The 5,225-nt window shown below is 67.9% G+C and carries 5 protein-coding genes; 1 reads left to right on the top strand and 4 read right to left on the bottom strand.

Annotation, left to right across the window (positions count from 1 at the left end; genetic code table 11):
• Positions 1–49: 49 nt before the first annotated feature.
• The 4 genes from D7Y13_RS38155 to D7Y13_RS38170 form a co-directional block, all read right to left on the bottom strand.
• On the bottom strand, positions 50–1,294 hold the full coding sequence (locus D7Y13_RS38155) for a GtrA family protein (RefSeq protein ID WP_120584039.1): 1,245 nt from the start codon (positions 1,292–1,294) through the stop codon (positions 50–52).
• A complete protein-coding gene (locus D7Y13_RS38160) occupies positions 1,287–2,225 on the bottom strand; it encodes a phosphatase PAP2 family protein (RefSeq protein WP_120584038.1) in 939 nt (312 codons plus the stop codon). The genes D7Y13_RS38155 and D7Y13_RS38160 overlap by 8 nt, the downstream gene beginning before the upstream one ends.
• Positions 2,203–3,537 (bottom strand): inositol-3-phosphate synthase, encoded by a 1,335-nt coding sequence (locus D7Y13_RS38165; protein WP_120536451.1) that lies wholly within the window; start codon positions 3,535–3,537, stop codon positions 2,203–2,205. The genes D7Y13_RS38160 and D7Y13_RS38165 overlap by 23 nt, the downstream gene beginning before the upstream one ends.
• A 413-nt stretch (positions 3,538–3,950) precedes the next feature.
• On the bottom strand, positions 3,951–4,475 hold the full coding sequence (locus tag D7Y13_RS38170; protein WP_120584037.1) for a pyridoxamine 5'-phosphate oxidase family protein: 525 nt from the start codon (positions 4,473–4,475) through the stop codon (positions 3,951–3,953).
• 151 nt (positions 4,476–4,626) lie between these two features.
• Between D7Y13_RS38170 and D7Y13_RS38175 the strand changes: the two genes are divergently transcribed.
• Positions 4,627–5,121, top strand: a complete 495-nt coding sequence (locus D7Y13_RS38175; RefSeq protein ID WP_120584036.1) for a P-loop NTPase family protein — start codon at positions 4,627–4,629, stop codon at positions 5,119–5,121.
• The last annotated feature ends 104 nt before the right edge of the window (positions 5,122–5,225 follow it).

The raw sequence follows: 5,225 nt of genomic DNA on the forward strand, positions 1-5,225 counted from the left end.
CGTCAGCAGGGCCCCCAGCCGCAGGGCCCCCCCGACGCGCGAGCGCGACTCACGCCGCATGGGGCCGCTGCTCCAGGAGCGGGTCCGACGACGTGTCGTTGAACACGTAGTCGCGCTGCAGGGGCAGGTTCCAGGCGAAGTAGATGACGCCGCGCACCAGCCACCAGCCCAGCGTGTAGGCCAGCTGCGGGTGCAGCGTGAGCAGCGCCACGCCGCCCGCGTTGAGCAGCGCGCTCGAGCCGCTCACCAGCGTGTAGCGCGCCAGCTGCGGCGCCACCGCGCCGTGGCTGCGGAAGGTGATGACCCGGTTGATGGAGTAGTTCACCACGCCGCCCAGCACGCAGCCCACCACCGTCGCCAGCACCGGGGACAGCCCCGCCCACTCCACCATGCCCAGCACCGCGGCGAAGTCCACCGCCGTGGCGATGGCGCCCGCCGCCGCGTTGAAGCCGAACAGCGCCACGCCGGAGCGCGGCTGCACGGGACGCTTCGGCGCCAGCGCCTTCACCAGCGTGCGGAAGCGCGACACCGCCGTGACGTTGCTCAGGATGGCGACGAACACCAGCCCCACCACCGCCAGCCAGTGCATGGGGTGCTTCTCCGTGGGCCAGAACAGCGCCTCCAGGATGGGCGACAGCGCCGTGCCCACGCCCAGGAACAGCACCCGCTCCAGCCGCTGCATCGCGCCGTCGCGCACGCTCACGCCCAGGCCTTCACCCTTGGCGCGCACGTACGGCACCAGCGACGAACCCAGCAGGGCCCCCAGCGCGGGCAGCAGCACCCACGTGTCCCGGTAGTACCAGGCCAGGCCCATCAGCATCGCGGAGTCCACGTAGCGATCCAACACGGAGTCCAGCGCCGCGCCCGCGGGGTTGGCCTCCTTGCGGGTGCGCGCCACCCGGCCGTCCATCACGTCCAGCACGCCCGCCATCAGGAAGAGCCAGCCGCCCAGCGCGAAGCGGCCCGCCGCCACCGCCACGCCGGAGGACACGCCCAAGAGGCCCGACAGCATGGACAGCGCGTTGGCCGGCAGCCCCGAGCGCAGGAGCAGGCGCCAGAGCGGCTGGATGACCCAGAAGAAGTAGTGGCGCAGGAAGAAGCCCACCAGCATCGACTTGCCGCGCGTCAGCGTCTCCGCGTCCCTTGGGATGCCCTTGATGGCGCAGCGGATACAGAACAGCAGCAGTCCGCCGAGGAAATACGCGACCGCGAACAGCGCGGGCGCCAGCGCGGTCCAGATGCGCGCCGAGGGGGACAGGTCTCCACTCAGCAAGGCCAGGACGTTGTCATGCACGGGTGTTTCCTCCAGACGGCAGGGACACGGACGCCACCTGCGGCGACGCCTGGTCCCGACGAGCGAAGACGGCCCTCACGACGACGAACGCCACGACCGCGGCGATGCAGCCCGCCAGCACGTCGAGGATGTAGTGGTGCGTGAGGTAGACGGCGGAAAAGGCGACGAGCAGCGCGAACAGGATGGTCCCCACCCGCCACGCGGTGCCCTTGTACCAGAGGACCAGGACCATCATCAGCGGGTAGGCCGCGTGCAGCGAGGGCATGGCCCCGAACACGTTCGGATTGCGCGCGTAGAAGTTGGCGAAGTAGCTGATGCCGAAGAAGGCATCGAAGCGCGCCGTGCCCGCGGGGCTGGGCAGCGCCGCCAGGTTGGCGGGACCGGGCCCGTACTTGAGCACGTACCAGGGCGGGGCCGCCGGGTAGAGCACGTAGATGACGACGCCAATGGCGTTCACCACGAAGAACGCCCAGCACAGCGATTCGAAGCGGCGGTCCTGCTTGAAGAAGAAGTAGAGCAGCGCCGCGATGAAGACCTCGTAGAGGTAGGCCGCGTAGGCGAAGCCACACAAGAGGTCCAACGGGGTGTTGGGGTTGTGCCACCACCACTCGGGCCAGATCATCCCGCCCGGGGCCGGAAACAGCGCCTTCTCCAGGGCCCACAGGTCCCCGGTGTGGATGGTGCCGCGCAGGCCCAGCCACAGCGCCTGGCTGTCCAGGATCATCCCGGTGAGCCACAGCGGGAACGCGCCCCGGAGGAACCGCCGCGGGCCGGCGCCGGCCCAGGCCAGCACCACCAGCAGCAGATCCGCCGCGACGTGTTCCCACCGGACACGACCGGTGAGGACCACCAGTGCGAAGTGGCCCGCCGCCATGACGGTGACGAGCCACTTGAACACGGAGTCGTTCTTATCGGGCGAGCGGGAGGTCATCCCCGTAGTAGTCAAGCCCGAGGTGGGTGATGGGCTCTTCGCCCGCGACGACGCGCAACGTGTTCTTCAGCTTCGTCAGCTGGATGAACAGGTCGTGCTCCACCGGCAGACCCGGGTGGGCCATGGGGCTCTTGAAGTAGAAGGACATCCACTCCTGGATGCCCCGCCACTCCATCCGCTTGGCCAGGTCCAGGAACAGCGCGATGTCCAGCACCAGCGGCGCCGCCAGGATGGAGTCGCGGCAGAGGAAGTTGATCTTGATCTGCATCGGGTAGCCCAGCCACCCGACGATGTCGATGTTGTCCCAACCCTCCTTCGCGTCGCCGCGGGGCGGGTAGTAGTGGATCGACACCTTGTGCGAGTACTTGTTGTACAGCTCCGGGTACAGGTCCGGCTGCAGGATGGTGTCGAGCACGCTCGACTTGGTCACTTCCTTGGCCTTGAAGGCCTGGGGATCATCCAGCACCTCGCCGTCGCGGTTGCCCAGGATGTTGGTGGAGAACCACCCCTCCAGGCCCAGCATGCGCGCCTTGAGCGCCGGCGCGATGACGGTCTTCATCATCGTCTGGCCGCTCTTCAGGTCACGGCCCGCGATGGGCGCGTTCTCCTGCTTCGCCAGCTCCTGCAGCGCGGGCGTGTCCACGCTCGCGTTGGGGGTGGCGTTGGCGAACGGCACGCCTTCCTTGATGGCCGCGTAGGTGTACAGCGCCGTGGGGTTCACGTCCGGGCTGTTGGAATCCAGCGCCTTCTCGAAGTTGGCCAGCGACTGGAACGCCTCCGGCAGGGGGCGGAAGGTCTCCACGCTGCTGCACACCACCATCACGGCGCGCGTGGCGTTGAGCTCCTTCTTGAAGTCGCGGATGTCCTGGCGGATGGCCTCGATGCTCTCGCGGTGCGTCTTCGTGGCCTTGATGTGGTTGGCCGCGATACGGCGCACGAACTCCGGATCATGCACGCCCGGCTTGGGCTTGATGCCCTGGAGGAAGGGCTTCACCTGCTCCATGTGCTTGTCGCTGAGCACACCCGAGCGCTGCGCCACCTGGTAGGCGTCCTCGCTGATGATGTCCCAGGCGCCGAAGACGACGTCCTCCAGCGTGGCGAGCGGCACCAGGTCCTTCAGCTTGACCGTCCGGCCGTCGGTGCGCTTGCCCAGACGGGCCGTGCCCATCTGCGTGAGCGAGCCAATGGGGGCGCCCTTGCCCTGCCGCGCCAGCTCCACACCCGCCATCAAGGTGGTGGACACCGCGCCGAGGCCCGGGATGAGCACCGCCAGCTTGCCCTCCGGCTTCGCGACCTTGTTCTTGTTCTCCATCGTCCTGATTCCTTCAAAAGGCGGGAAATCGCTCCGCCCCAATGAGCGTCTCCGAGGTCAGTCCCTCCAGCCGGCGCCGGCACACCGCCGGACGGAAGGTGGAAAATCTCGAAAGCGGATGGTTGATACTCTAAACCGTTCGTCACTTCAACGTGATGTGACGGCTGATCGGGCTCGTATCACGGCGGCGGGCCGCTGCATGACCCGGGCCGGCCTGCCTCCACAAGCCAGGACGAACGGCGCTGTCAGAGAAACAGCAACTGCGGGGCAAATGCCTCGCCCACCACGACACGCTCCTACTGTACGGAGGTGCCGGGTGGGCGGATGTGCCAAGGGTCTGGAACTGTCCTGACTTCACTCACTCCCTGACACGAATGTCGGGATTTTGAGAAGTCGGGAACGGCAGGTAGGCGCTAGTTGCGGCGGCCAGGGGCGTTGCGGTCCAGCTTCTGGTTGTCACCCGGGTGGTATTTTTCACCGGTCAGGACGGCCTTCACGAAGCCGACGAGCTGGACCATGCGGCTGTTGGGGGTGTCCCAGTACTCGGCCTTCTCCACGCTGACGCGCAGCAGGGCGAGGTTCGGATCGTCCAGTCCCTGGGGGAACCAGGCCTTGAGGGCGGGGGTCCACAGCTCCTTCGCCTTGGCCTTGTCGCGGATCAGATGGCAGCGGCCGCTGACGGACACGTACCGGTCCTTGGCGGGGTCGGCATACGCGAGGCTGACGTGGTGGTCCTTCTCCACCTCGTCCACCTTGTGGGTGTGGTCATTGGTGAAGAACCACAGCTCGCCGTCGAAGTCCTTGTCGTAGGTCCACATCGGCCGGCTGCGAAGGCTGCCGTCGGTGTCCACGGTCGTCATCATGGCGACCTTGATGCCGTGGATGAGCTTGCCCAGGTGCGCCACCACGTCCTGCGGATCCTTCTGCGTCGTTGTCATGCTCGCCTCCCTGGGGGCTCAAGGTAGGCAGCGGGTAGAGGGTGGACACCGACAGCGAGGCTGGCCGGCGCCAGGGCAGGCGGGCGTGTGATAGGGGGCGTGCGACGTCACCTTCCCTTCAGGGTCGGTGTGACGGCCAGGAGCGACACGGATGCTGAAGACCGCGTGGAACGAGTGGAGCCTGAAGGCGCTGCAGTTGGAGACGGCGCTCCTGGCGTTGGAGGAGATTGAATTGCCGGACGCGATGCACTCGCTCCAGGACGCCGCCCAGCAGAAGCTGCTGGAGCTGGCGCGGGCGTGGCAGAAGACGCAGCCGGCGAAGGAGCCTCGCACGTGGAAGCGCGAGGAGACGGCCGGGGGCACGCCGCGCGACGAGGAGCTGGCGGACCTGGTGAAGGGCTTCCGCGAGGATGGCAAGACGTGGACGCTCTTGCGGATGACCAGCGACAAGAAGGAAGTGGTGGAGACGCTGGTGTCGGAGGGGCGCGCCTGCATGGTGGCGGGCGGTGAGTACTACCTGGGCCAGTGGGACGCGGAGGCGCAGGTGCTGGAGGTGGGGCGCGACGACGAGGCCGGCGAGCCCGGCACCGGGCTGGTGCTGGAGCCGGGCGGGGAGCTGCACTACACGCCCTCGCCCGACCTGTAGTCGCGCGCCTCAGGCGTCCAGCAGCTTCACCATCCTCGCGCGCGTCTTCTCGTCCGGCAGCCGTCCCAGGCCCGCCTTCACGTTGTCCTCCAGGTGGGCGGGGT

The organism is Corallococcus praedator (genome assembly GCF_003612125.1).
Taxonomy (GTDB): Bacteria; Myxococcota; Myxococcia; order Myxococcales; family Myxococcaceae; genus Corallococcus; species Corallococcus praedator.